Source organism: Paraburkholderia ribeironis, from assembly GCF_900019265.1.
Classification (GTDB): Bacteria; Pseudomonadota; Gammaproteobacteria; order Burkholderiales; family Burkholderiaceae; genus Paraburkholderia; species Paraburkholderia ribeironis.
In genome coordinates this window covers 1-25,276 of sequence record NZ_CYGX02000014.1, presented here as the reverse complement: position 1 = coordinate 25,276, position 25,276 = coordinate 1, and the positions used below count along the sequence as shown (strand labels likewise).

The window sequence follows — 25,276 nt, the reverse complement described above, 5'->3', positions numbered from 1 at the left end:
ACGCATCACACTCGACGATCAGACCGTTGAATACGGCGCCGCAGCACTGGCAAATGAGGCGGTGGACCTCACCTGCCGCGAGGATTTCCCAACAGTCTTCCATTGGAACACTGCACTTGGGACAGAGAAAACCCAGTTCGCATGTAGCGCTTGCCATGATCGAAAGTTTTCAGACAAAAAGTCTCGTGACTTGGATTTATCCAGCTTAGTTTGCTCGGTTTCATCTGCCAAATAGCGAGAGCCAATAGTTGATCGACTCCTCATAATGCGAATTTCACGATTGATGCCGTGATCTGGCCTGAGGGTTGCTTCGCTGAAGAGTTGAACGCGTGTCTGAAGCAAGGTTTTTTTTGGCATCGACGGGCTGGGGGACAGGCTTGCGGCTTCTGGAAGCCGAATCCCCCGGGGCCGGAGTTTGAAAGTGGTTGATTCTTCGGAAATCGGGAATGGCCTCGTCCCAAGCGAAATATCCAGATCGTCCTGCGAACGGTATCATGCGCTGCTGAGATCCATCGTTTTTGCGTATACAAGTGCGCATACTGCTGATACGTCAAATAATTTTTTCATTATTTTTCAGTATGTTATCAGTTTTATTCGAGTCCTCTCCTGGCACCAGATTCAAAAATAGAGCCGCCTTCGGGCGGCTCTATTTTTTGTGTGAGGCCAGCTAGTCCGATTCATGCGTTGCTACGAGTCGGGTCCCCTGGCTGGCAGGATGGCGGTCAGGTAGTGAAGCATCGCTTCGCTGCCCGAGCCAGCCAGGCGGTTGATAAAGCGAAGTCTGTTTGAAGTAGGGATTGACACGCTGAATCAACCCGCTAAAATAGCGGTCTAGCTTGAAGACGTGCCCAGGTGGCGGAATTGGTAGACGCACTAGGTTCAGGTCCTAGCGGTGGCAACACCGTGGAGGTTCGAGTCCTCTCCTGGGCACCACAAGTTGTTCCGGCGTAAGCCGAAGTAGTTCGAGAAACCCCGTAAGATCAAGGTCTTACGGGGTTTTTTGTTCTTGTGTGGCCTGGCTTATCCCGCTGGCACCCGTCGTTTTTGCGTATACGCGGATCGAGGGGGCACACCATGCCCAGACGCGCCGAGCAGAAAGCAGAAACCGTATTTCGCGCGGCAAAGCCGCGCGCGCGTCCACGTCGTCATCGTGATCGTCCCAGTCGCGTTCATCGCCGGGGCTCCCAGATGGAATGTCCGGCGCTCAAGCTACGCAATAACACGACATTTCGATCTGGCGGAAACGCGACACCTCCATTTAGGACCTACAAAGCCAAACTCTCAACAAATAGGATTCCTACACTACAAAATGTTGACCATTTCTTTTATTTAAAATTAATAGGGAGGAGGCCGGTCCGCTCAAGACAAAAGCCCCGCACACGATGGCCGCAAGATCACAACACGCCCGCAAGTCGCACGCGCCTCACGCCGTCTTCCATGAATGCCTCCTGTGCGTCACGTCGGGGTCACAACCCTGACTCGACGCCAGCCGTCCTATCGGAACGGCGCGAGGCCGGCCATATGAATATCCATGCCGATTCGATTCATGCATCTCTCCGTTCCTAAATTTACGGAATGTTAGCGTCTACTTTCCCCGACCGACCTCACCTTCCGGCAGCACGGCGCGCAGATAAACCAGACAGTGCGTTGGCGAATACGCTTACGAAGATGGCCCCTCAAGGCGCCGGCACCACACGGTAGTACACGCCGTTCGCCCCGTAGGCGGGCTGGAACCACGTGTTGCCGCACAGGTAATAGGCGTTGCCATTGACCGTGGGCTGCGCACAGCCGGTGGGCAGCACCGCGTAGACCGCACCCATGGCAAACGCATTGCTGACCGGGGCGGCGACAGGTTGTGCTGCCGCCCTCGCTCCGGCGACCACGCCGGCGTTGTAGGCGTTCGACGCAACTGCTGCATTGTTGGCGTTAGCGACGGCCGCGCCGGCCGCCACACCCACCATCGCGCCCGCGGCTGCCGCCCCCGCAGTGGACCAGCCGCCGCAGTTGTAGCATCCGGAACCGTAGTTATTCACGACGACCGGTGGATGATACGCAGGGTAAGTCGCGCCACGGTATGCACTATGGTATGCAGTGGCGCCCGAGGCACTGGTGTAGGTCGAGTAACCGGATCCCGTGACGTGCGTCGCCGTGCCACCATACGCGTTGGTGGCTGTCGTCCCCTGCCCGTAAGTGTGGGTCGCGCTGCCACCGTATTGATTCGTTGCAGTCGTCTGCCCCGATCCTTGAACGTGCGTTGCCGTGCCGCCATAGCGGCTGGTCGCCGTCGTGCCCTGACCGTAAGTATGCGTTTCGCTGCCCCCCGCAGCGTTGGTGCGGGTCCAAGACTCCGAACCCGGCGCATGCGATACGCGGCCTCCAAAAGCGGCAGCGTGCGACCACGCGCCGGCGGGCCCTGCCGCGAACGTCGGCAGAAGAAGAGCGGCTAGACGGATGACGACTTGTCTCATGACGCGTCTCATTGAGTCTTCGCAGCCCGGATCTTCGGCGGAGGCTTCATTCCGGGCACATCGGTGGCGTCCGGGCGCGCAAACGCGATGCGCGCCGCGCCGGCCGTCTGGGTCGAAGCAAAGGCGTCCGCGGGAACGGGGACGTCCAGTTTCCAGTTCGAGAGTGCCAGCACGTGGCGCAGACGGGCGCGATCGTCGAGGTAAACGGCGTAAATCCGGCGCGGAAGTTTGTCCTCTGTGCCGATCCAGGCCTGCACAAATACATCGCCGGTAATATAGGCCACCATGTCCGTAGTTGTGTTGTCAACAACGATCGATTGACCAATATAGAAGGCGAGCTTCAATCCGTCGGCGATATCCTTGTACGGATCCGTGACGATTACGTCAGTAAACGGAAAATAGATCGCCCCTTTAACGTAGGCCGCCTGTAGCGCGTCGTCGATGGTTGGTGGCGCGTCGGCGACGGCGACCAGGTTCTCCTTCGGTGCGAATGCCATCATGGTCTTACCGTCGTAATAGAACTCCGAAGGTGGCCCGTCGCCGGGAGTGATGACCCTGAGCTTGTCCGGCCGCTGCATCGTGACCTCCGACCTGGTGGAATAGATGAGCGGAGGGCCGAGACGGCTCGGACTCTCATAGGAGACGACCGCGGTGAACGACATTGTCCGGGCCGCGGCAAGACGAGCGCCCGCCGCCTTGAGGATGTCGATCGCGTGTGGCTCGAGCCCTGGCTGGTACGCTGGCGCGGCAGACTTCGCCGCCGGTCTGGCCGCCTTGTGCGTCTGCTGGGCGTTGCCGCTAGCTGCGAGGAGCACGCCCAGCACGACGGCGGTTACACTCCACTTCAATTTCTCGAAGATCATCGCGGCCTCGCTAAATAACCAATCTTGCAGCGTGCCCGGAAGCGGTCACGGAATCATGCCGCACTCGAACATCTTGTTGGCAATCGGAGCCGCCACCCTGTTGATGAACTCGGCACGCATCTGCGGATCGGTGCGCAGCAACTGCACGGCACGCTGCTCGTTCTCGGACTTCGGCTGCCCCCGTTTCTGAGCCCTTTCCTGCCACAGTTGCTCGCAGGTCGACCGCTCGTACTTCTGGACGATCTTGTCTGCGACCTGATCCAGAATCGGAAACTGCTGGGCGCCGACCACACCCGAGAACAGCAGCGCTGACCCCAGCGCAAGCCGCAAAAAACATCTGGTCATGGCCTTGTCCTTAACAGTGGTAAAGCAGTCGTCAGTCTTGAAAAACGCCGGGATCATCGCTTCGGTAGAGACAACTTCATCCTGCTTTCCGCAGTGCGCCTCGCCCAAGCCCTAGCCCAAGCCCTAGCCCTAGCCCAAGCCCTGGCCCTGGCCCTGGCGCAAGCTCGTGTGGCTCGACGCGTGCGGCTAAGGTGAAGAATACGCAGCGCGAGTGGACGCCACTAGTGGACCTTGGTCCAATAAGTGCGCGATGGGACCGATCGTTGTTCCCGCATGCCCAGACCTTCCCGCTCGAATGAGGGCATGCAACGCGATCAACGGACCTTTTACGCCACCTGTCCACGGGCAACGACGGCATGCCATCGAACCGACTGCGCTCGCGATTGTGTGCCGGGACGCTTGCGATTCATCGCGGCAATGTTTGCCGGATTGCTGCGGCAACGTCTTGACTCACCACGGCCAGTGCGCGGCTGTGGGCAGCCGCGATGGCGATATACCCCGATCCCGTCACCGGTTCATGCGCGACCGTATGGCCGGTCACCTGCGCCGCCTGTTTAGGAGGATGCACGGTCCACAACGCATCGATGGTGACCGAGTCACCCGGTACCGAATCGAAGCGCAGGATGGCGACGCTAACCTGATAGACCTCTACCGCCTCGCCTTGCGGAAAAACGGACACATTTCCGGTCCCCAGCAACTGCACAAGATTGCCCGCCAAAGCCCGCGGGATATTGCTCTTGAGCGGTTCGCCCCAGCGCGCGAATTCGTTCACCGCGACTTCATTGTCCGAGACGCGCGTCACCATCTGCGGACGGTCGACGAGTTCCGGTACTGTCACCGGACCGACCACGATGTTGACCGGAACGACGGGACCGCTGCGCTCGAGCGCAGTGTCGGCGCTCAGGGTGTAGAAGGCAGCCTTCGGCGAGCTGCAGCCTGCGAGAGTCCCGAGCGCGAGCGCAGCAATGAGGAACAGGATCGAACGCATCATTTCTGGTCCCCCGGTTTTCCTCGAATCAGCGCTTCCGGATGTCGTTCGAGATAATCCGCGAGCGTCCGGAAGGCGGCCGCCGTGCGCGCCAGCTCGCTCAATGCGTCCCCTGCTCCCTGCTGCAACGGCGAGTTGGGCAGCAATGCGCTGTTCGCCGAGTCGAGCGCCTTATGCGCCGCGATGAGCGTATCGCGAGCCTGCGGCGTAACTTCGGTATCGAGCCGCTTGAGCAACGTGTTCGCCTCGACAAGCGTCTGTTGCGCGTTCTTGCCGATCGCATCGAACGGAATCTTGTTCAGCTTGGTCATCAGACTCGTCAACGACTCCTGCAGCGATTGCAGATTGCCTGGCGTGGTCGGAAATTCTGGCGGGTTCTTGCTCCAATCCATTGAGGCCTTGGCGGCATTGGGGAAAAAATCGACCGCGATGTACAGCTGTCCGGTAATCAGGCTTCCGGTTCGCAATTGCGCCCGGAGTCCACGGCCGACAAGATAAGTCGCGAGCGCCTGGGGGTCCCTCGAGACCCTGCCAGCACCTGTTGCGCCCGGCTGGTAGCGCGAAGTGAAGCGCTCCGGAAAAAAATGGATCTCGACCGGAATGCTGATCTGCTTCGTGACCGGATCGAAGCGGGTATAGATTGCCGTCACCTCGCCCACCGTGATCCCACGGAAGTCGACCGGCGCGCCGATCGTCAGCCCGCGCACCGATTCGGTGAAATTCAGCACATAGGTATCGACGATGTTGTCATGGCGCTTCATCGCATCGGCGAAGCTTTCGAACAGTTCGAATTGCGTCTTCACGGCGGCCTCGGAGATGTCTGCCGTATCCGGAGGCGTCTGGAACGCGAGGCCGCCGATCACGATGGAGACCAGCGACTGCGTGTTGACCTTCACGCCGCTGGTATCGAGCGAGACGTCGATACCGCTTGCGTGCCAGAAGCGCGTATTGTTGGTCACAAACCTGTCGTAGGGCGCGTTGACGAACACGTTGATTGTCACGCCCTTGCCGTCGCTATCAAGCTTGTAGGCCGTGACCTGACCGACCTGCAGGCGTCTGAAGAAGATAGGAGAGCCGACATCGAGTGAGCCCATGTCCTGCGCCTTCAACACGAACTCCCGTCCCGGGACGTCGCTCGCAAATACAGGTGGCGTTTCGAGGCCGACAAAGTCGTGACGTATGGTTGTCGAGTTGCCCACATCCATGCTGATAAACGAGCCGGACAGCAGCGTGCCGATACCGGACACCGTGCCCCCGGAAATGCGTGGACGCACGACCCAGAAACGCGTGTTGTTGACGAGGAGATCCGAAGCATCCTTGACAATGTCGGCAGTCGCTACGACGCGTGAGTGATCCCTCGACAGCGTCACGCTTTTGACGACGCCGATGTCCACGTGCTTGAATTTGATCTTGGTCTTGCCTGCATCGAGCCCTTCGCCGGTTGTGAAGGTAATCGTGATCGTCGGGCCCCGCTCGACGACCGCCTTCACCGCGAGCCAGGCGCCGATCAGCACGGCGATGATCGGCACCAGCCAGATCAGCGGCAGCCGCCAGCGCGGGCGCGGCGCGGCGACCGCTTCGGGAATATCGGGTGAGTCGGGTCGATCAGGCGGCATGGCCATGATTTTTCTCTGCGAGATCCCAGATCAGGCGAGGATCAAACGACATCGCGGCAAACATGGTCAGAACGACCACCGCTCCAAAGGCGATCGCAGCCGGACCCGCCTGGATGGTCGCCAGCGCATTGAACTGGACGAGCGCGACGAGCATCGTGATGACGTAAATATCGAGCATCGACCAGCGTCCGACCAGCTCGACGAGACGATAGACGCGCGTTCTTTGCTCTGGTTGCCACCTCGAGTGAAACTGGGTCGAAACCGTCAGGAACACCAGCGCGATGATCTTCAGCATCGGCACCGCGATACTCGCGATGAACACGATGACGGCGAGCGGCCAGGAACCTGACGTCCACAGGTACACGACACCACTCATGATCGTGTCTTTCTCGCTGCCAAACAGTGAGCTGGTGTTCATGACCGGCAGCACGTTCGCGGGAACGTATAGAACCATCGCGGCGATCAGAAACGCCCACGTGCGGGCGATACTGTCCGGCTTGCGAAAATGAAGTTGCGCGCCGCAGCGCGGGCAGGACGCTTCGTGCGCGTGGGCAGCAGGTTTCGACATCAATCCGCAGCTATGGCAAACCATCCAGCCACAGGCAGCCGCGTTCGGAGACGGCAGCGCTGTCGCGCCGCCTGCCTCCGGACCGGCGCCGTGTCCACCATGACTGATCCGCGCCCACAGCTCGCGGGGATCGAATGCCGCACTGGCCGCCGCCAGCAACAGCATCAACGCTCCGAACGACCACAGCGCCACACCGGGCACCACGCTGGCGATATGCGCGAGCTTGACGAGTGCGACCAGCAGCCCAAGGATCAGCACCTCGGTCATACCCCATGGCTGGGCCATATGCAGGACGCGGAACACCAGGTCCGCCCGGTACGGAACACGATTTAACCGCAATGGCACCAGCAGATACGCCATCGCAGTCATCTGCATCGCGGGCATCAGGAGGGTCGTGGCGAACACGAGGCCCGCGAGCGGCCACATCCCGTCGCGATACAGCACGCGTACCGCGCCGATCAGCGTGGTCTGGACGAGGTCACCGTTCACCGCCAGGCCGACGACCGGGTAGGCGTTTGCGACGGCAAACAGGACAATCGACGTGAGCGTAAAGGACAGTGCGCGATCAAGGCTGTCGGGATGGCTCCGATACAACTCGGCACCGCAGCGGCAGCAGCGCAGCACGCCGTTGGGCGGTAACGGCGTCTCGCGCTGCAAAAGGTCGCATTCGTGACAGGCGATGAGGGGTCCAGTTGTCATTGCGCCAGCTCCGCAACCGCCGGGTTCGCTTTGCGCCCGGCATCGGCCGGCTGTTGTGAATCCTTGTGCGTCATCTTTTCTGCTGTCACCACCCAGCCGCCGCCCATTGCCTTGTAAAGCGCGATGACCGAGCTGAACACTGCGCCGCTTGTCTGGGTATAGCTGAGCTGGGCGTTGAACAGACTGCGTTCGGCGTCCAGCACCTCGATGTAGCTCGTGTAGCCGCCCTCATAACGCAGCCGCGCAAGCCGCGCATAGGTATGCAGTGCATCGACCTGACGGCCCTGCACCACGAGTTGCTCACGCGAGTTCTGTAATCCGACAAGCGCATCGTCGACTTCCTGAAACGCCACCTGGATCGCCTGCTGGTACTGGAGCAATGCCTGTTGCTGCTGGGCTTCGGCCTGCTTGACCTGTCCGCTGATGTTGCCGGCGGTGAAGATCGGCACAGTCAGCGAGCCGGCATAGGCCCAGATCCGCGCCGGCCCTTCAAACAATTTCGAGAACTCCCCGCTCGCCGAACCAAACAGTCCCGTCAGCGATATCGACGGGAAGTAGAGTGCGCGCGCCGCACCGATCAGCGCGTTCGCGGCAACCAGGTTCTGTTCGGCCTGAAGGAGATCGGGACGGCGTTCGAGCAGATTCGACGGCAGCCCCGCCGGCACAACAGGGATCGCCAGATCCGACAGTTCCCGCCCGCGCAGGATGTCGCCCGGGTTACGGCCCATCAGCACCGAAAGGGCGTCTTCCTGCTGGGCGATCTGCGTCCGTAGCTGCGGAATCGTCGCGGCCGATGCCTCGTATTCCGACTGGCTTTGAGCGAGTTCCATCTCCGACACATCACCGCCTTTGAACCGCAACGTGAAGACGTGGACCGATTCCAGCCGGCTTTCAGTGGTAGCTTTCGCGATGGCAAGTTGCCGGTCGAGGCTGCGCAGATTGATGTAGGCGGTTGCCACCGACGCGACCAGCGACAGGATGACCGCGCGGCGTCCCTCTTCGCTTGCCAGCAGGCTCGCACGCGCCGCTTCGGTTTCACGGCGCACCTTGCCAAACAGATCGATTTCCCACGACGCGGAAAGCGACAGCTGGAAGTCGTTGAAGACTGGCGATACCCCTGCGGGCAGCGGCAACGGCCCAGATTGCGATGACCGCTCGCGTTCCGCCAGGGCCCCGGCGCTCACCTGCGGGAACAGCCCCGAGCGGGTGGTGACGAACTGACCGAGAAACTGGTCCACACGCGCGGCCGCGATCTTTATATCCTTGTTGTCGGCGAGCGCGGTGGCAATCAGATCGTTCAGCACAGGGTCCTGGAACTGCTCCCACCATGCGGCGTTGGCAACCTCGGCGGCTTCGCCGGATTCGAAACGGAACGTCGCCGGTGTCTCGATCGTCGGCCGTACGTAGTTGGGACCAAGCAGACACCCCCCCAGCGCCAGAAGGACCGGTACGAGTACTGGCAGGAACACTGAGCGACGCATGTCATTCGTCCTCGCGTCTCGCAGACGGCGTAACCGTCGGGCCGCCCGGGCCCGCGTCAACACCACCCGCAGGTCCATCGCCCGATGCGCCAGCGCTCGGCCCCGGGGTTTTCTTGCCACCCGTTTTCTCCGACATCGTCTCGAGCACATAGAAGAACATCGGGATGAAGAACACGGCGATCGCGGTGGCGCCGAGCATGCCGCCTATCACGCCCGTGCCGATCGAGTGGCGGCTGTTCTGCGACGCACCGAGCGCAATCGCGAGCGGCACGCAGCCGAGAATGAACGCGAGCGAGGTCATCACGATCGGGCGCAGCCGCTCCCTCGCCGCAGTGACCGCCGAGTCGTACACCGACTCGCCCGCCTCGCGGTTGATCACGGCGAACTCGAAGATCAGGATCGCGTTCTTCGCAGCGAGCGCGACCAGCATCGTCAGCCCGATCTGGAAGTAGACATCGTTTTCGAGGCCGCGCAGCAGGATGGCAAGCAGCGCGCCGAACAGCGCGAAAGGCACCGCCATCAGTACGCCGACCGGCAGGCTCCACTTCTCGTATTGCGCAGCGAGAATCAGGAACACCATGATGAGGCCGAATGCGAACACCAGCCCCGAGGTGCTGCCCGCCTTCCTGGCCTCGTATGCCTCGCCGCTCCACCCAAGGTTATAGCCCGCTGGCAACACTTCATCACCGAGCGCTTCGATGGCGGACATCACTTGCCCCGAGCTGACGCCTGGCGCGCCATTGACTGTGAGTTTCACCGCCGGGAAATTGTTGAAGCGCGTCACCAGATCCGGACCGGTGACGTACTTCGAGGTCACCACCGCCTTGAGCGGCACCATGCTATCAGTCTTGCTGCGAACATAGATCTCAGCTAGATCCTGAGGTGTGAGCCGGTACGATGGTTCGGCCTGCAGGATCACCTGCCACAACCGGCTCGAACGGTAAAACTGCGACACATACAGCGAGCCGAACATCGTCTGCATCGCGCTATATACGTCCTCTATCGGCACGCCCAGCGTCGCGGACTTGTCGCGGTCCACGTTGACGAGCAGTTGCTGGGATGACGCATTGAAGGTCGACGTGACGCGTTGCAGTTCGGACCGCTTCTTGGCCTTCGCGATGAACTGGTCCACCACACCGGCCAGTTGCGCGATCGTGGCGTCGCCCTGGGCCTGGATCCATACCTCGGTGCCGCCGGTCGTGCCGAGACCTGGAATCGAAGGTGGATTGACCGGGAGGATGATGCCCTCCTGGACCTGTGACAGCTTCTCGTAGGCGCCGATCAGCAGCGCCCGCGCATTCTGCGTTCTGATGTTGGCGAACTTGTAGCGTTCGTCAAAGTCCTTGAGGCCGATAAAAAAAGTGCCAGCGTTGTTCTTGTTCTGGCTGTCGAGCAGACTGAACCCGTCGATAGTCGTGACGCTGCTCACCCCCGGCTGCTTCATGAAATGGTCGATGACGTGCTGGGACACCGCCCCTGTGCGATCAAGGCTCGCCGCGTCCGGCATGATGACCGCGCCGAGCAGATAGCCCTGATCCTCGGGCGGCAGAAACGACGTGGGGATCGATCTCATCATCACAACCGCGAGCGCGATCATGCCCGCAAACAGCAGCAGCGCCACGACAAAGCGCTTGATCACCAGTTGCACCGTGTTCGAATACTTGTGCGTCATCCGCTCGAACCAGCCGTCGAACCACTTGAAGAAGCCTTTCTTTTTTTCGTGCCCCGGTTTGAGCAGTATGCCCGCCAACGACGGCGACAGCGTGAGCGCAACCAGCCCCGAAAACACCACCGAAATCGCGATGGTGATGGCGAACTGCTTGTACAACTGTCCGGTGATGCCGCTCAGGAACGCCACCGGCACGAAAACCGCGCACAGCACGAGCACGATCGCGACGACCGGGCCGGCGACTTCGTCCATTGCCCGCCTGGCCGCCTCCTTGGGGTCCAGCTTGTGGACGTTCATGTTGCGCTCGACGTTTTCAATCACCACGATCGCATCGTCCACCACAATGCCGATCGCCAGGACCATGCCGAACAGCGTCAGCATGTTGATCGAGAAACCGAGCGCGAGCATACCCATGAACGTGCCCATGATCGATACCGGCACCGCGAGCACCGGAATCAGCGTCGCACGAAAGCTCTGCAGGAACACAAACACCACGACCACAACCAGAACCAGGGCTTCGAAGAAGGTGTGGACCACGTCAGAGATCGACGCACGCGTGAAGTCCGTCGTATCCATTGCGATCTCATAGTCGATGCCTTCCGGGAACTCCTTCTTCATCTGCGCGAGCGTCGCGCGCACCTGCTTTGACACGTCGAGCGCGTTGGCGCCCGGCTGCTGGTACACCGCGATGACCGTGGCGGGCTTGCCCTGGAACCGGCTGCGGATCGAATAATCTTTCTGGCCAAGTTCGGCCCGGCCGATGTCCTTGAGCCGCACGATTGCCGCGCCGCCGCTGGCGGCACGAATGATGATGTTGTCGAACTCTGCCGGATCGGTCAGCCGGCCGGTCGTCGTGATCGCGAACGACTGTTCGACTGCCGTGCCCGTTGGAGACTTGCCGATGCTCCCCACCGCGAACTGCTGGTTCTGGTTGGACACGGACTTCTGTACGTCCGCCGCCGTGACGCCTAGTTGCGCCATGCGATCGGGTTTCAGCCAGATACGCATCGCGTAATCGGGCGTGCCGAAAATACTCGACTGATTCGCACCCGGTATGCGCTTGAGCGCATCGAGCACATAGATGTTGGCGTAGTTGGCGATATAGGTCGCGTCGTAACGGTTAGTCGGCGAATAGATGGCAATCACCATCATGAACGCCGACGACTTCTTCTGCACCTGGATGCCCTGCGACTGCACCGAGGACGGCAACTGGGGCAAAGCGAGGTTCACCCGGTTCTGCACATCGACCTGCGCCAGCTCGGGGTTCGTGCCGATCTCGAAGAACGCGTTGAGCGTAAAGTTGCCGGTCGACGAACTCGACGAGTACATGTAGATCATGTTGTCCGCGCCGTTGACCTGCTGCTCGATCGGCGCCGCCACATTGTTCGCGACCACATCCGCGCTGGCCCCCGGGTAAGTGGCGGAAACCGTGATCTGCGGCGGCGTGATGTCCGGGTACTGCGCGATCGGCAAACTGAGCATCGCCAATGCGCCCCCGAGTGTAATGACGATCGAGATGACTGACGCGAAAATTGGCCGGTCGATGCAGAAGCGGGAGATGTTCATATCGGCCGCCTGTCACTGCGTCACGGTCTGGCCGGACTGCCGTGATGCGAGGTGCTGTTGTGGCTCTTTTTGCGGTGCATTGGCGCCAGCCGGCTGACTGGCCGGCCTGGGCGCCCCGGTGATCTTGAGCGGCGTGTCCGCGGTGACGCGTATTGCGCCATCGACCACGACCCGCTCGCCAGGTTTCAGACCCTCGGTGATGAACCAGTCGTCGCCATGCCATTCGCCAGGTTCGACCACGCGTTGATGGGCTTTGGAGTCCTTATCGACCACCCAGACGAAATGACTCTTCGCCCCCTGCAGGACCGCGCGCTGAGGCACGAGGATCGCGTTCGGACGGATGGCACCCGCGACGCGCGCCCGCACAAACTGGCCCGGATGCAGGCTGCCCGTCGGGTTGGCCAACGACGCGCGCACGAGGAACGTGCCCGTCTGGGTGCTGAACGCCGGATTGGCAAAGTTGATGTGACCGGTTGAAGGAAACAGCGTGCCATCGGCCAGAATGACTGACACCGTGAAATCGTTGTCGGCCGGAAACACGAGTTGCTTCCTGTCTATCTGGCTGCGATACCCGAGCAACTCGTTTTCGGAGATGCTGAAATTGACCCACATCGGGTCGAGCTGATAGACAGTCGTCAGCAGACCGTTTGCGGCGGCAGTCACATAGCTGCCGTCCTGCTGCTGGGCGAAGCTCGACAGGCCGTTGAGCGGTGACTTGATCGTCGTATAGCCGAGGTTCAGCTGTGCTGTCTCGACCTCGCCCTGAGCAGCGATAACGGCAGCCTCCGCCTGCTTTTCGTTGCCCGTTGCATCGTCGAGATCCTTCTGGCTCAAGGCGTTCTGCTTGGCGAGCGGGAACACCCGAGCCAGATTGGCTTTGGTCACATAGAGCCTCGCCTGTTGCTGGGCGAGCTGCCCTTTTGCGGTCTGCAGTGCCGCTTCAAAAGGCTTGGGATCCATCAGGAATAACGTCTGCCCGGTGTGGACCAGCTGACCCTCGGTGTACACCCGTTTGTCGAGAAAGCCGTCGACGCGCGCACGAATCTGCACTTCCCGTGAGCTTTCTGTCTGCGCGGTGAATTCGAAGTCGACCGGCGTATCGTGCGGCTCGACGGTCATCACCGTGACCTCGATCGGTCCAGTTGACGGCAGCCCCGCCGGCTTGTGGCAGCCAGCGCACAGCGCCAGCGTGACACAGGCAAGCACCCGTCTCACATCACCCCTTGAAAATCGTTGCTGGCAGACATTCAGCGGCGCACATTTCATGGCATAACCTGTCACGGCTAATTGGGCGTAAGAGCGCCGAACAGCACCAATGCATCGTAGCGATTCACCAGCGTTGCCGACATCGCGCCATTCGTACTGTCAAGCACGATCGACCATGCGTAGGCGCGCTCGGTGCCCAGAAGGAGAAACTGACTCTCGCCTTTTTCGATGTACAGCATGGGCGTCGCCAGCGCGGCGCCGGTTACCGTCTTCTTTGAAAAATCGAGGCGCAGCAATTGCAAGGCGCCGATCTCCGCCGGCAACGATCGCTCACTGGTGATTCCGGGATCGCAGGCATGGGCGTTAAAGGTCGCGCAGAGCACCGGCCGGTTGCCGTCGACGTCTGCGGCGGCCACCGACAATGAACGCTGGCAGAAGACCACCAGGACCGCAGAGCCTCGAACATTCTTCTTCATGACTGCGTCTCCGCGTACTGGCGCACCATTGCGGGTCTCTACTGAACCGTGTACCCGCGACCAGCCATGCATGCCGTCACGGCGCGGTTGAAAGGATCGATTCGTGCCCGCCAGCAGGTGCGCCAGCGACAACGCCTCCTTCGCCACGCCTGGGAACTTGGGCGGCGATTCGCCTCTCATGCGACGGCGTGCACATCCAGCCTGTTAGCGCACACACTCCGTATCGCTGCATTGAGTTCCTGGTCAAGAGCCGTCTGCGACACCATCGTGCGTCGACGACAGCCGATCGATCCGTTTGTGACGTGCGATCACGGCCACGCCCGTCGGTATCCTCATGCTCCGGACTACCTTGGAGATCCCGTTGCGGAGCAACCCTTCGCTACAGCCGTCGCCGCGGCCCCGATCCGATGAAACAAATATTGGGTGCGGCGCCAATCAAAAGCTATTGGACTTTGGTCCAATACGGCAACGGGCCCCAAGCGCGCCATGCTTACGGCGTCGTACTCTCTAAAACGGTGCGCACCGTCCTGATGAACAGCTCGTCGTCGAACGGCTTTGGCAAATAGCCCACCGCGCCTGCCAAAAGCGCCTGCTCCTTCACGTCGACATCGTCATGCGCCGTGATGAATACGACGGGCAAGCCGCTTCCTGCCAGGCGCCTTTGCACCTCCAGTCCATTCAAACCCGGCATCTGGATATCCAGAATCACGCACGCCGGCCGATACGAGGGCATCGAAGCGAGGGTGTTCAGAAGTTCCTCGCCGCTCGCGAACGACTCGGTCGCAAACCTGACGGAGCGCAATAGCCGCTTGATCGCCCGGCACACCGACTCATCGTCATCGACGACGACAACAAATGGCTTTTCGTTTCCCATTTTGAATGGCCCAGTGTCGGAAATAGGCGAGCACCCGCATACCCCCAGGACATCAGACTAAGTGACGGGAATGGACAGCGATATTGGACCTTGGTCCTGTATGACGTCGAGCTGCGGGCCAAGTGTGCGTGCTACTTGCCGAGCATCGCGAACGCATCGCGCATCGGTTCAAGCGAAACGGTGATCAATCCATCGAGTGGCGTGTTCATTTCGAGAATCAGAAAAATGGCGCCGGATGTCGATACCGCGCCCAGAAAGAACGCGGCTACAACGGTCACGTTGAACGGGCCGAACATGCCAAATGCGCCGAAGATGATGGATAGCCACACCACCAGCATGACGAGGAGCGCCATCGGGAGTGCGCCCACCGACTGCAGCAGCGCGAGACGGCGCACAGCCAGCACCTCATCGGCAATCCCGATCGCGCTCGCTTGCAGTTGCCGCTGCATCGCGTTATGCGGCGAGAGTTCTTCGAGCTTGTGCTGGAGCCCTTCCACGCGTCGCAACGTAGCGGTGTTGCCAAGCCGCGCCACCTGAGCGGGGTCACCCGAGGACAGGATTTGGATCGAAGCGCCAACGTGCTGCTTCAGCGCCTCACGGATCTCCTGGGTTTCCGGTCCGTATTTCGCTAGCACGCGATCGAGTTGAACAATGCTGGCGGCGGCGCGCACAAGCTCGGCGTTCATCGTGTCCAGCGAATTTTTGGCTGATGAGATTAGCAGGCCGAGCACCAGCGCGGCGATCGTAGCGATCAGGCCCGTCGTGAGTTTGACAACGCCGATCGAATCCTCGCTGAGATGGTGTCCCGGCAGCATCGCGTGCAGCCACAGGCCGAGCACCGCGCTGGCGAAGACGCAGCAAAAGACGATAAACGCGATGAATAAGTGGTGCACCGTCCGACGCTCCAACGGGTCGTGGACGAACGGTTAGCTGATTTCCTTCGTGCGCTGGGTCCGGTGCCGCACCGTCAACTCCGTTCGGCAGGGAACCAGACTACGCGTCGAAGGAAGGGGCAGGTATAGGACCTTGGTCCAATACGTTCACATCGCAGCGGCTGGAGCGCCCGCATCGCTGCGTCGATGTGAGCCGTCCGGTAGCAGTCCGGGGCGCTGCAGGTGGCTCGAACATCGGTCGCAACCGGCGTAGACTGGACCACAGCCCATGCGCCCCTACAGAACGAATATGACACGTCGTCGGGATTGAACGCCCGCCCCCCATGCTTGCGTTGAGCGCAGGCTGCTCGGTTCGCCACGACTGGCTTCGGAGAAAAAAAAGGGCTCACGCGCATCCGTTCGACGGGAGGGACCATGCTATCCGTACAACCGTGGCGAACGCGCGCCGCGTGGCTGCGCACTTACAACATGTCGACGCTCCTGGCGTTGATGATGATCAGCGTGTTTGTGGTCCCATATGCCACGACGTCGGGCAGCGTGACCGGACGAATCGCGCGGGATATCCTGCTCACCCTCGTGCTGTTGAGCGGCGTGATTGCGGCATCGGATCGCCGCAGGGCGATGATGTGGCTCGCACCGATCGTGCTGCTCGCCATCGTCGTGCGTTGGGCGGCATGGCTGTCGTCGCTGGCGCCTTACCTGATGATCCGGGATGGCGCGACGTTACTCGCGCTGGGCCTGCTGGGTATGGTTGTCGGGGTCAAGGTATTCGGTGCGGGCGCGGTGACCCTCGACCGCATACGCGGCGCGATTGTCCTTTACATCCTGGTAGGAGTGGTCTGGGCCGACGTGTATGAATTCATCAGCCTGCAGATTCCCGCAGCGTTTTCCGGCATTCCCAAAACCGCGGGGCCGCCGGATCGCTCGACCTGGCTCTACTTCAGCTTCGTGACGTTGACCACCGTCGGGTATGGCGACATCGTGCCGGTGGCACGCGCGGCGAGGTCGCTGGCGAACCTCGAGGCGCTGATCGGGCAACTGTATCCGGCTATCGTGCTGGCCCGGCTGGTTTCGTTGCAGGTTGCGGGCGGTAGCTCCGGCAAGAACAGTCCGTAACGGATCGGCATAAGGTTCGGCAAACGCCCGACATTGGACGCTTCCAGCAGCGCGATCGGGTCGCGCGAGGCAATCGTGCAGACAGCGAGCTGGGCGCGGGGCACTCGCTGCCGCGCCGCTTTGCCGGCATCGATCCGTGATGCACGGGAGCCGCGCCTACGAAACACCACGAATAGATCGTCATCAATGCCGTTGGCGGCTGGCCCGGCAGGTCCGCCAGGCCTGGCGCGGCTCTGTAGTCCAGCGGTTTTCGGAATGGCCCCTCCTCTTCCGGTCAATCCCGCGACGCCCCGCACCAGGCTGACGATCAGGCTGATGGCGCCGCCGGTTTCGGTGCTGGAGGCGGCGCGTCGCGCAAGGCATCAATTGCGTCGTCAACCGTCAGGAAGATTTCCTTGCGCGCCGCATCCGGGCTGCCAAGTGCCCGATACCGCTCTATCTCGCTTCGCACGCCCTCAGGCACGGCGACCGACGCGAGCCCCACGCCGCGGCGGTCCAGTTCTTCGCGCAACTGAAGAAGCGTCTTCCCGGCCGTGTAGTCGATATTGCTGATTTGAGAGGCATCGATCACGACCCACCGCACCGGAGCCTGTTGGTTTTCCATGAGTTTGAGGATTTCCGTCATGAAGCGGCCTGCATTCGCGTAGAAGAGGTCTGCTTCGAAGCGGTACACGACGATCCCTGGCGCAGCGAACACGCCCGGCGCTGCGACGTGCGGCACCCAATGCCCGCTCGCGTCGCGGGTCAACACGCGTGTGCGCAGCCGGTAGCTGTGCCGCGCGTGATCGATGAGCGACAACACCACGGCCGCGACAATGCCGTGCATGACGTCGACGAATACGACCACGACGGCGGTGATCAAGGCGACCACGAACTCGTCCTTTTGCAGGCGAAAAAGTTCTCTCATGCCCTTCACGTCAATCAGCTTCACGCCGATCATAAAAACGATGGCCGACAGCACGACGGCCGGCAGGAAGCTGAGCGGCCTCGTCAGAAAGAGCAGCACGAGTAGCACGATAACCGCGGTCGTCAGATGGGCGATCTGGGTCCGGCCGCCCGCGTCATCGACCATCTCCGTCTTGGTAGGGCTGCCGTTCACGACAAACGTGCCGGTCAGCGCGGCGGCGGCGTTCGCGCCAGCCAGGCCCAGGATGTCGAGATTCGCATCGACATCCTCGTTGTAGCGGTTGGCGTAAGCCCGCGCGGTCGCCGCGCTCTGGGCGATGATGACGATAAAGCACGACCCTGCCGTCGCGACGACCTGATCGAGTTGGGCCACATGCATGGGTGGCAGGGACAACGCCGGCAGCCCGCCAGGCACGTTACCTATGACGGCGATACCATGCCGCGTGAGGTCGAACAGCATGCTGGCGGCAATCGCTGCCACCACAGCAATGAGCGCACCGGGTATGCGCGGCGCTACGCGCTTGAAGCCCACGATCACGGCCAGCACCGCCACCGAAAACAACAGCGTAGGATAGTTCGTTTCGCCGAGGCGCTGAAATACGGAGGCGAGCTGCAGGAGGGGGCCATGGCCCTGCTTCGACATGCCCAGCAGGCCGGCGAGTTCGCCCACCGCGACCTGTATGCCGACACCGGTCAGGAAGCCGATTAACGCACTGCGCGACAGGAAGTCGGCGAGAAAGCCGAGGCGAAAGATACGCGCGAGCACCAGCATCACGGCCACCGCGAAGGCGACCGTACTGGTAAGGCCGATATACTCCGCGCTGCCCAGGGCGGCGACGGTGGCCAGCGTTCCCGCCAGAATGGCGGCCGTTGCGGAGTCGGCAGCGACGACCAGATGTCGCGACGCGCCGAGCAGCGCGAATACCACCAGCGGCAGCAGGATCGTATAGAGACCGGTGACCGCCGGCGTGCCCGCGATCTTCGTGTAGCCCATGACCTCCGGGATACCCAGCGCAGCGAGCGTAATACCCGCGAGAATGTCGCGCGGCAGTTGCGCCCGATCGACTGGCAATAGCCCGTGCAGGAATGGCAGACGATGAGCGGGAGCGTGGATTGGCGTAGTGGGCTTCATGTCGACTCCTCGACAGGGCGCGCGAGTTTTCCGATCAGTGCGTCGGCAACCAGATCGTCCGCGATCACGACATCGGATGCGCCGGCCGCTTCGAGCAGCTCCCTGCGCAGACTGTTCTCACCAGGGGTGGCGATCCAGAGTCTGGGATTGATCGTATGCGCCATCAGCGTGACGGCCAGATTGGCGTCCGCTTCGGCAGGCGTCACCACCAGCGCCCGGGCATATTCGAGGCGCGCCCGCCTGAGTACGTCGTCGAATACGCTGGCTTCGCCGAGCACGACCAGATGCCCGCGCTCGGCCGCCTTCTCGGCCAGTGCCTGGTTGCCAACGAGCACCAGCACGGTGTGGCCGGCTTCACGCAGGCGCGCCGCCACCCGCTCGCCGACCGCCCGATAGCCGACGACGACAACGTGACCCATGAGGTTTTCCAGCTTACGTTCCATCGCCCTGTTCTCCCGATAGGCCATCACGTCGTCTCCCGACAGGATGCCCGTGAGTCTTGTCACCGCGAACGCGCCGACCAGCATCGTCGCGAACATCGCCAGCAGCATGAACTCTTTCTGGCCTTCATCGAAGTCCGAGAAGTCTCCCAGCGTGGTCACCAGGTTGACGCCGTTCCATACAGCCGTGAACAGCCGCGTGCTGAGCGGAGCGTTCGACCGGTCGAGCAGCGCGAGGCCCGCGGCCGCGAGACTCAGCACCAGCAGGAGCAGCGCAATCGTGTGCAGCGCACGGCGTCGCCATTCGCGGATACGCAGCGCGCCAAGGCGAGGCTCATCGACGCGGTAGATCAGCATCGTTCATCGGGTCCGGTCGAAGCGACTGTGTGAAGTTGAGTTGTCTGAATGATCCCACCCTGCACGACCGACGCAATGGGACTTTGGTCCAATGCAGTTCGCACCCGCGTAAGACTCGATGTCCATCGGCGAGAGCAGGATCCGGTGGTCAGCAACGCGCTCGACGCCGGCATGGATACCGGGGCATGGATACCGACAACGCGCTCGGCGTGTATGAAGTCAGGCTGCGGGCCATATGTGCCTGCTTCGCGCGCAAGGGGAGCCCGCCGCGAGCCCTCTACGCAACCACGCCGTGCCGAAGGAACTCGCCGCTGCTGCCCTCAGCGCGACAGGCGCGTGTCGGAGGCGGAGAACAGATCGACCTTGTCGACAAGGTGGACGAGCTGTGCCAGCGACGTGACTTCCATCTTCTCCATCACGCGCGCCCGGTGGGCTTTGATGGTTTTTTCGGCGGTCCCGAGGTCGCTCGCGACCTGCTTGTTGAGCCGGCCGGTCACGACGAGCGCCATCACTTCCCGCTCGCGCCTGGTCAAGCGCTCGAAGCGCTGGCGTAACGTGTTCGCTTCGCAGCGCTTTGTATGCGTCTGCCGGGCGCGCTCAAGTGCGTGATCGACGGCCCGCAGCAGGTCGTCGTCACGCACGGGCTTTGGCAGAAAATCGCAAGCGCCGGCTTTCATCGCGTGAACGGTCATCGGAATGTCGCCGTGCCCTGAGATGAAAATGATGGGGACGATCTCCCCCACCTCATGCTGCAGCTCAAGGCCGTTGATGTCCGGCAGTTCGACATCCAGCAGCAGACAGCAAGGGCGGCCGTCAAGGTCTGCATTGGCACGGAATTCGCCAGCCGACGCAAAGACCCTGACGGCATGGCCAGCGGAGCGCAGCAGCCGCGCGAGCGCGCGACATACCGATTCATCGTCGTCGACGACCAGCACCAAGGGGTCTGCTTCAGCCATGGCAGCTATCGCGACTTCCTGTTCAAGGCCCCGTTCCCTGCTGGCAACGTGACATAGAACGTCGCGCCTCGATCAAGATTGTTTTCGGCCCAAAGCCGGCCGCCGTGGAGCTCCACGATCGATCGGCTGATCGACAGTCCAAGCCCCAGGCCATGGGGCTTCGACGTATAGAACGGCTTAAAGACCGTGTCGAGCTGTTCGACGGTCAGCCCCTGGCCGCAGTCGCGCACGGCAATCCGGACCGTAGCGTCGTCCTGCGCGGTAAGCGCAATCGACACCGCGCGCTCAGCCGGCAGCAAGTGGTGCATCGCATCGAACGCATTGAGCAGCAGGTTGAGCGCGACCTGCTGCAGTTGCACCTTGTCGGCATATATCTGGGGCGGATCGGCGCATAGCTCGACAGTCACGCGGGTCTGGCGCATGATCGCGTCGCTATGCAGAAGAAGAACGACGTCACGAATCACCGCCGCAGGGTTCAGCAGCGCGAACTCCATGTCGCCCTTCCTGACCACCAAACGGATGCGCCGGATCACTTCGCTCGCCCGGTAGTCGTCCTGGACGATGTCGTTCAGGATCTCCTGCACCTCCGCGACATCGATCGACTCGGCCGCCATGAAGCGCTGCGCCGCCTGCACGTTGCTGAGGATCGCAGTGAGCGGCTGGTTCAGCTCGTGGGCAAGCGACCCCGCCAGTTCACCCATTGTCGACACGCGCGCCAGATGCACGAGATCGCGCCGGCTTTTGAGCAGGTCGTAGTGATCCGCCCTATCCTCGATAAACACGAGGGCCGGCATATCGCCGACCCTGGAAGCGTGGCTGAAACTGATGTCAACCGGAAATTCTGAGCCGTTTCTGCGCCTTGCAACCAGACTGGGCGCACGCCCGGCAGAGAAACAATCGGCGGCGCAAGCCGCTTCGCGCCCCATCGCAGCCGGGTCGTTGTCCATGCGGTCGTTCATGCGGTCGTTCACTACATCGGGAACCAGCAGTGAGACCGGCTTGCCGGCCAGTTCGGACGCCTCATAACCGAAGAGCCGCTCCGCTCGCCGGTTTGCCGTCAGGATACCGCCCTGTTCGTCGAGTGCGAGAACGCCAAGGGGTAACCACTCCCAGAGGTCGCGAAACCTGTTCTGCCCATCTTTGCGCACAAGGACACTGCCGTACTGCCTTTCCTGCGTCGATTGCCCGTCTTCCGCCATCACGGAACGCCTGTGGGTACCCGTGGCCGATTGCCAGCTCTTGCGCGACCGACCTGCATGCAGATGCCTTGCGCCCCCCACGCGGCCGACTGGCTTTTCATGTGGGTCGGCCCTGTCAGCGTTATCAGCCCTATCGGCATGTCCAGTTCCGATGTGCCGGAGATGCCCTTCGTACAGCCGCCTCCAGGGCGCAAGAAAGCCAAATACGTCTGACGTTGGCCTTGCGCGGGCTGCGCGCGGATCGTTAACCGGCTCAGGCGGGTTGACCGTCGCAGCAGCGTCGTGCTGCCCGAAAGCGCCGCTTGCCGACGCTGCCCGAGTTCGTTGCTCGCGCGATATCAGCAGCCACAGAATGATTACTGTCTGCGCCAATATGACTGCCGGCAAGATGAGGCTCACAACAGATGTCTCCTGAAGTGCTCAAACCGGAAGATGTCCGGGAAGCGGACTCCTGGTTGCACGCGTGCAACGGGCTCGATGCCTTCGACTGCGAACGACGGTTGTTCACTGATCAACTTTCCATGGAAAATCCATGCCTGCACAATCACGTACCGCAAAACACCATCACCGGAAAGCAGATCTGCATCTTGCTACAGATGCGCGGTTGAGCGAAAGCGGCTACGGTGCGCATCGATAACGAGTGGCGGGAAACGACCAATACTGAATGCATTCCTTGCGCTTTCCCGTGTTTCTGCAGACATAAGGCTTCAGTCACTGTTGAATCTGCATTGCCGTGTTGCTCTCACTGCGCTCATTTCGGAAAGTACTCACAACAATCAAGAATATGAACGGGCCAGCAAATAGCGGCGTTTTATATTCACGACGATAAACTGCTCAATGACAATTCGAGGGAAAGTATCGGCGGCGAGGCCGCGTTACCCGTCACCCGTCGTCCGCCTGTATTCCAGGTTTCGAATGTTCCCTAGGTTTGATTCTAGTCAATTGCCGGAATGCGTGACGCTTGAATGGCAGAAAACGGCGGTACCCAAGATAAACCTCTGTCGTGGGTGAGTAGAATCCGGGAATTTCAGCCGGAATCTCCCACGGAACCGTGCGTAAGCTTCTCGATTTGCACGGCTCCCGTTATCCAACCTGTACCCCCGAGACTGCCAGTGCGCGAACTGTCGCGGGTAGACCCTCTTCACCTCTGCAACCATTCTTCACTGCGCCGCTTGTGCCGTCGTAGTGTTTTGTACTGCCGCTGAGCCTGGTGCGCAGGCTCTGGGTCTGGATACCGGCAGAGCCAATGCAGTCACCTCGAGCTCAGCCGGGACGGCCGTGCCGATTTCGCGCAGGAACGACAGGAATTCCTGATGTCGGTGACGCGGTTTGCAGGTGGCGAGCACGGCGCCGTTGAGCTGGTTCAAGGCGGCAACCAGCGTGGCGGTACCGTGACGAACAGAATCGTGCGTGACGCCGTAGACGCAACCGAACCCCGTCGGCAGCATGGGTTGTATAGGCTCGGGTGACTGGTTGGCGTCGGTGCTCCCCTGATGGCCGGTCGAGACGGTGCCAGCCCGTATGGCACTGGCTATCGAGGCCTCACGAATTGCGATACTGATTTGGAAACAGCTTCGCACCAGTCGTCCATGATCGGCTTGACTGAATCAAAGGTAATCACGGGCTCATTTGATGCTACACGCTGCAGACGCTCACCGGTGTGAGTTTTCACGGCTTTGATCAAGACCTCTCCGGAGACACTGTCCGTGCCGAGCGCCTCGACCAGCAGCTTCGCCTGCTGCGGCGCACCTGCCACGGTATTGACCGCCATCGTGGCGACGAAGGCCATCGGCACGACCTGATAAGGTTTAAGCCCCTCCGCTGTGCTGGCGACTCCGGTTACGGCGACCTGCAGCTTGACCACCTCTGGGCCGGGTGTCTCCACGACCCGTACCCTTGAGGCAATCGCCTGTTTCAGGCAAGTGGTGCCGTAGCCGCGTATCTGGTCGATCGTCGCCTGACTCAGTTGTGCTGTTGGCTCGGCTTTCGGATACATCGTAATTGGCTCAACGATGACGGCACTGAAGTTCGACGGGTTAAGCCTGGGGTTGACATACCTCAGAAGCGGTTGTCCGTTGGGATCCGTGGTTTCCTGCAGGTTGGAATAGTCTTTCAGGAAGCCTGAGTACTCTGATTGCGTCGGCACATTGCTGCTCGCGCATCCCGCAGCCAGTATCGCTGCGACCGCAATCGCAGAAGCACCAATCGCAGAAGCACCAATCGTCTTCTTGCACATAGCCTCCTCCTCGCTTGTTAACTCCACCGTTGGACCGGAATTGACCCATGCCTCCGTGCGCAATCGGGCCGAGTGCCAAACTTGCCGCTTCGGATTTTCATTTTCTGTGTAGGCTCTTTCGAGAGGTTAGGACGCACGCTTTACAACAAGTTGACATTTATCAATAAGTAGCACTTCAGCATATGACTCGCCAGAACAGGAAAACGAAGCGCCGTTCTGTCCATACCTCAATTCGTCACCGATTAAGAGTTTCACCAACCAGCTTTACCGGTAAATGCATACAGCAATAGTGAAGCCGCACAGGAGGCGAGATGCAGTCATCGGCTGTGTCGTGCGCTGGAATTTCTGATTCCAACTCAGTGGGTACGGACATCGCAAAAAGCGTAATGCAGGTGCACTGGGTCGATCCCGAAACGGGCGAGATCGTGAACAGGCCTGTAAAGCGAGCGGCGTTTCCCGAACATTTCGCCGATCGCCATCCCTGCCTTATCGGTATGGAGTCCTGCAGTGGATCCCAATACTGGGCGCGGCGATTGATCGAGCTGGCCCACCAGGTGAAGCTGATGCCAGCGAAATTCGTCAAGGCATTCAACATGCCGTAACAAGAACGATGCGACCGATGCGCGAGCAATCTGGATGGCCACTGCGGTCATCAATCGGTCTTATCCATAATTGCATACAGCAAATGTGAATCAATGGTCTCGAGGTCAGAGGTCGAATTAGTGGTATTGCAAGCAGTGCTAAAGAGATCTACTTGCAATTTCCGCCCGCCCGCGTTCGAACGGCACGCCCGAGTAGTTGCGACGCATCCATTCGTCGAATACATAGTGCAGAAACATATTGGCCAGCAACGGACTGATGACCCCGTCTTGCGGCATGCCAGCGTCCCGCTGCTGCATGGTGCCATCCGCCAGACTGACCGGAGCCCGAAGCCACCGCTCAATGTCCAGAAGCGTCACCCTGCACTTCGTGTGATGCCATATCGCCTTCATCAGCAAGGCGTGATCGATGGAATCGAAGAAGCCCTTGATGTCGAGATCAAGCACCCAGGCCTATTGTCAGCGGCGCACGCGCGCCACGGCTACTGCCTGATGTGCCGACCGACCCGGCCGGTAGCCGTAAGAGTCGGGATGGAAGCACGGTTCCAGTTGCGGCTCAAGACGCTGTTTGACCACCATCTGAGCCACCCGGTCCGCGACCGTCGGGACGGTCAACGCGAACT

The 25,276-nt window shown here is 61.1% G+C and carries 20 protein-coding genes, 1 tRNA gene and 2 pseudogenes; 4 read left to right on the top strand and 19 right to left on the bottom strand.

Features of this window, described 5'->3' with window-relative positions; translation table 11 throughout:
- Positions 1–846: 846 nt before the first annotated feature.
- Positions 847–933, top strand: a tRNA-Leu gene (locus BN2475_RS07470).
- A gap of 743 nt (positions 934–1,676) precedes the next feature.
- On the opposite strand, the gene BN2475_RS07465 is transcribed toward BN2475_RS07470, so the two are convergent.
- The 12 genes from BN2475_RS07465 to BN2475_RS07410 form a co-directional block, all read right to left on the bottom strand.
- Positions 1,677–2,468: a hypothetical protein gene (locus BN2475_RS07465; RefSeq protein WP_094778916.1), complete on the bottom strand. Its 792-nt coding sequence runs from the start codon at positions 2,466–2,468 to the stop codon at positions 1,677–1,679.
- A gap of 8 nt (positions 2,469–2,476) precedes the next feature.
- Complete coding sequence (locus tag BN2475_RS07460; RefSeq protein ID WP_094778915.1) at positions 2,477–3,331, bottom strand: DUF2092 domain-containing protein; 855 nt, start codon at positions 3,329–3,331, stop codon at positions 2,477–2,479.
- A 45-nt stretch (positions 3,332–3,376) separates the two neighbouring features.
- Positions 3,377–3,784, bottom strand: coding sequence for a hypothetical protein (locus BN2475_RS07455; RefSeq protein WP_245841172.1), 408 nt, complete (start codon positions 3,782–3,784; stop codon positions 3,377–3,379).
- A 298-nt stretch (positions 3,785–4,082) separates the two neighbouring features.
- The gene (locus BN2475_RS07450) at positions 4,083–4,667 is read right to left on the bottom strand and encodes a PqiC family protein (RefSeq protein ID WP_094778914.1); all 585 of its coding nucleotides are present in this window, start codon (positions 4,665–4,667) and stop codon (positions 4,083–4,085) included.
- Positions 4,664–6,286: a PqiB family protein gene (locus BN2475_RS07445; RefSeq protein ID WP_094778913.1), complete on the bottom strand. Its 1,623-nt coding sequence runs from the start codon at positions 6,284–6,286 to the stop codon at positions 4,664–4,666. Before BN2475_RS07445 ends, BN2475_RS07450 begins: the two co-directional genes overlap by 4 nt.
- Positions 6,270–7,547, bottom strand: coding sequence for a paraquat-inducible protein A (locus BN2475_RS07440; protein ID WP_094778912.1), 1,278 nt, complete (start codon positions 7,545–7,547; stop codon positions 6,270–6,272). Before BN2475_RS07440 ends, BN2475_RS07445 begins: the two co-directional genes overlap by 17 nt.
- Positions 7,544–9,028: an efflux transporter outer membrane subunit gene (locus BN2475_RS07435; RefSeq protein WP_094778911.1), complete on the bottom strand. Its 1,485-nt coding sequence runs from the start codon at positions 9,026–9,028 to the stop codon at positions 7,544–7,546. Before BN2475_RS07435 ends, BN2475_RS07440 begins: the two co-directional genes overlap by 4 nt.
- Before the next feature lies 1 nt (position 9,029).
- Positions 9,030–12,263, bottom strand: coding sequence for an efflux RND transporter permease subunit (locus BN2475_RS07430; protein ID WP_094778910.1), 3,234 nt, complete (start codon positions 12,261–12,263; stop codon positions 9,030–9,032).
- Positions 12,264–12,275: 12 nt separating this feature from the next.
- On the bottom strand, positions 12,276–13,529 hold the full coding sequence (locus tag BN2475_RS07425) for an efflux RND transporter periplasmic adaptor subunit (protein WP_094778909.1): 1,254 nt from the start codon (positions 13,527–13,529) through the stop codon (positions 12,276–12,278).
- Positions 13,530–13,546: 17 nt separating this feature from the next.
- Entirely contained in the window at positions 13,547–13,945 is a 399-nt protein-coding gene (locus BN2475_RS07420) for a hypothetical protein (protein ID WP_094778951.1), read from the bottom strand.
- A 490-nt stretch (positions 13,946–14,435) separates the two neighbouring features.
- Positions 14,436–14,819, bottom strand: a complete 384-nt coding sequence (locus BN2475_RS07415) for a response regulator transcription factor (protein WP_094778908.1) — start codon at positions 14,817–14,819, stop codon at positions 14,436–14,438.
- Between the two features lie 131 nt (positions 14,820–14,950).
- Entirely contained in the window at positions 14,951–15,712 is a 762-nt protein-coding gene (locus BN2475_RS07410) for a bestrophin-like domain (RefSeq protein ID WP_094778950.1), read from the bottom strand.
- A gap of 414 nt (positions 15,713–16,126) precedes the next feature.
- Between BN2475_RS07410 and BN2475_RS07405 the strand changes: the two genes are divergently transcribed.
- Positions 16,127–16,828: a potassium channel family protein gene (locus BN2475_RS07405; RefSeq protein ID WP_094778907.1), complete on the top strand. Its 702-nt coding sequence runs from the start codon at positions 16,127–16,129 to the stop codon at positions 16,826–16,828.
- 307 nt (positions 16,829–17,135) lie between these two features.
- Here the strand turns inward: BN2475_RS07405 and BN2475_RS07400 are convergent, their stop codons facing one another.
- The 4 genes from BN2475_RS07400 to BN2475_RS07385 form a co-directional block, all read right to left on the bottom strand.
- Positions 17,136–18,866, bottom strand: coding sequence for a SulP family inorganic anion transporter (locus tag BN2475_RS07400; RefSeq protein ID WP_094778906.1), 1,731 nt, complete (start codon positions 18,864–18,866; stop codon positions 17,136–17,138).
- On the bottom strand, positions 18,863–19,663 hold the full coding sequence (locus tag BN2475_RS07395; RefSeq protein WP_174641893.1) for a potassium channel family protein: 801 nt from the start codon (positions 19,661–19,663) through the stop codon (positions 18,863–18,865). The genes BN2475_RS07400 and BN2475_RS07395 overlap by 4 nt, the downstream gene beginning before the upstream one ends.
- A 320-nt stretch (positions 19,664–19,983) precedes the next feature.
- Positions 19,984–20,619, bottom strand: a complete 636-nt coding sequence (locus BN2475_RS07390; RefSeq protein WP_094778905.1) for a response regulator transcription factor — start codon at positions 20,617–20,619, stop codon at positions 19,984–19,986.
- Between the two features lie 5 nt (positions 20,620–20,624).
- Positions 20,625–21,818 carry a PAS domain-containing sensor histidine kinase gene (locus BN2475_RS07385; RefSeq protein WP_094778904.1) on the bottom strand — a complete coding sequence of 398 codons (1,194 nt, stop codon included), beginning with the start codon at positions 21,816–21,818 and terminating at the stop codon, positions 20,625–20,627.
- 404 nt (positions 21,819–22,222) lie between these two features.
- Here BN2475_RS07385 and BN2475_RS33445 point away from each other — a divergent pair, with 404 nt between their 5' ends.
- Positions 22,223–22,426: a hypothetical protein gene (locus tag BN2475_RS33445; RefSeq protein WP_143325741.1), complete on the top strand. Its 204-nt coding sequence runs from the start codon at positions 22,223–22,225 to the stop codon at positions 22,424–22,426.
- A 645-nt stretch (positions 22,427–23,071) separates the two neighbouring features.
- Here BN2475_RS33445 and BN2475_RS07380 read toward each other — a convergent pair.
- Positions 23,072–23,290, bottom strand: a pseudogene (locus BN2475_RS07380) (IS630 family transposase); the annotation flags it as partial.
- A gap of 59 nt (positions 23,291–23,349) precedes the next feature.
- Positions 23,350–24,054, bottom strand: a complete 705-nt coding sequence (locus BN2475_RS07375; protein ID WP_094778948.1) for a DUF3313 domain-containing protein — start codon at positions 24,052–24,054, stop codon at positions 23,350–23,352.
- Positions 24,055–24,365: 311 nt separating this feature from the next.
- Here BN2475_RS07375 and BN2475_RS07370 point away from each other — a divergent pair.
- Positions 24,366–24,696, top strand: a pseudogene (locus tag BN2475_RS07370) (hypothetical protein); the annotation flags it as partial.
- Between the two features lie 98 nt (positions 24,697–24,794).
- On the opposite strand, the gene BN2475_RS34990 reads toward BN2475_RS07370, so the two are convergent.
- Complete coding sequence (locus tag BN2475_RS34990) at positions 24,795–25,100, bottom strand: reverse transcriptase domain-containing protein (protein ID WP_218023683.1); 306 nt, start codon at positions 25,098–25,100, stop codon at positions 24,795–24,797.
- Positions 25,101–25,276: the final 176 nt, after the last annotated feature.

Bases quoted from the DNA above. Each gene is read 5' to 3' on its own strand.
- BN2475_RS07385 (WP_094778904.1), bottom strand. From the start codon at position 21,818: ATGGCGGAAGACGGGCAATCGACGCAGGAAAGGCAGTACGGCAGTGTC.
- BN2475_RS07465 (WP_094778916.1), bottom strand. From the start codon at position 2,468: ATGAGACAAGTCGTCATCCGTCTAGCCGCTCTTCTTCTGCCGACGTTC.
- BN2475_RS07435 (WP_094778911.1), bottom strand. From the start codon at position 9,028: ATGCGTCGCTCAGTGTTCCTGCCAGTACTCGTACCGGTCCTTCTGGCG.
- BN2475_RS07405 (WP_094778907.1), top strand. From the start codon at position 16,127: ATGCTATCCGTACAACCGTGGCGAACGCGCGCCGCGTGGCTGCGCACT.
- BN2475_RS07445 (WP_094778913.1), bottom strand. From the start codon at position 6,286: ATGGCCATGCCGCCTGATCGACCCGACTCACCCGATATTCCCGAAGCG.
- BN2475_RS07395 (WP_174641893.1), bottom strand. From the start codon at position 19,663: ATGCTGATCTACCGCGTCGATGAGCCTCGCCTTGGCGCGCTGCGTATC.
- BN2475_RS07420 (WP_094778951.1), bottom strand. From the start codon at position 13,945: ATGAAGAAGAATGTTCGAGGCTCTGCGGTCCTGGTGGTCTTCTGCCAG.
- BN2475_RS07440 (WP_094778912.1), bottom strand. From the start codon at position 7,547: ATGACAACTGGACCCCTCATCGCCTGTCACGAATGCGACCTTTTGCAG.
- BN2475_RS07390 (WP_094778905.1), bottom strand. From the start codon at position 20,619: ATGGCTGAAGCAGACCCCTTGGTGCTGGTCGTCGACGACGATGAATCG.
- BN2475_RS33445 (WP_143325741.1), top strand. From the start codon at position 22,223: ATGTCTCCTGAAGTGCTCAAACCGGAAGATGTCCGGGAAGCGGACTCC.
- BN2475_RS07430 (WP_094778910.1), bottom strand. From the start codon at position 12,263: ATGAACATCTCCCGCTTCTGCATCGACCGGCCAATTTTCGCGTCAGTC.
- BN2475_RS07450 (WP_094778914.1), bottom strand. From the start codon at position 4,667: ATGATGCGTTCGATCCTGTTCCTCATTGCTGCGCTCGCGCTCGGGACT.
- BN2475_RS07460 (WP_094778915.1), bottom strand. From the start codon at position 3,331: ATGATCTTCGAGAAATTGAAGTGGAGTGTAACCGCCGTCGTGCTGGGC.
- BN2475_RS07400 (WP_094778906.1), bottom strand. From the start codon at position 18,866: ATGAAGCCCACTACGCCAATCCACGCTCCCGCTCATCGTCTGCCATTC.
- BN2475_RS07375 (WP_094778948.1), bottom strand. From the start codon at position 24,054: ATGTGCAAGAAGACGATTGGTGCTTCTGCGATTGGTGCTTCTGCGATT.
- BN2475_RS07415 (WP_094778908.1), bottom strand. From the start codon at position 14,819: ATGGGAAACGAAAAGCCATTTGTTGTCGTCGTCGATGACGATGAGTCG.
- BN2475_RS07425 (WP_094778909.1), bottom strand. From the start codon at position 13,529: ATGAAATGTGCGCCGCTGAATGTCTGCCAGCAACGATTTTCAAGGGGT.